Origin of the sequence: Rosenbergiella metrosideri, from assembly GCF_022602565.1 — a bacterium.
GTDB lineage: Bacteria > Pseudomonadota > Gammaproteobacteria > Enterobacterales > Enterobacteriaceae > Rosenbergiella > Rosenbergiella metrosideri.
In genome coordinates, this window is the sequence record NZ_JALBCV010000078.1 from 1 (window position 1) to 274 (window position 274).

Annotated in this window: 1 tRNA gene and 1 pseudogene; both read left to right on the forward strand. The window is 46.4% G+C overall.

The window, feature by feature from the left end:
- Nucleotide 1 precedes the first annotated feature (1 nt).
- A tRNA-Thr gene (locus tag MKR94_RS16560) sits at nt 2-77 on the forward strand.
- Nucleotides 78-197: 120 nt separating this feature from the next.
- Nucleotides 198-274, forward strand: a pseudogene (locus MKR94_RS16565) (GTP-binding protein); the annotation flags it as partial.

The window sequence follows — 274 nt, forward strand, 5'->3', positions numbered from 1 at the left end:
TGCTGATATGGCTCAGTTGGTAGAGCGCACCCTTGGTAAGGGTGAGGTCCCCAGTTCGACTCTGGGTATCAGCACCACATTCCTAACTTCCTCCCTGATTCCTTCTGTTCTTGATTAAATCCATATTTATCAGGCAATAATGACCTGGTTGACGTGATAACTTCACCGATTCTATCTGTGTCTTAGAGGGACAAGCGATGGCTAAAGAGCAATTTCAACGTAATAAACCACACGTAAACGTGGGCACCATCGGTCACGTTGACCACGGTAAAAC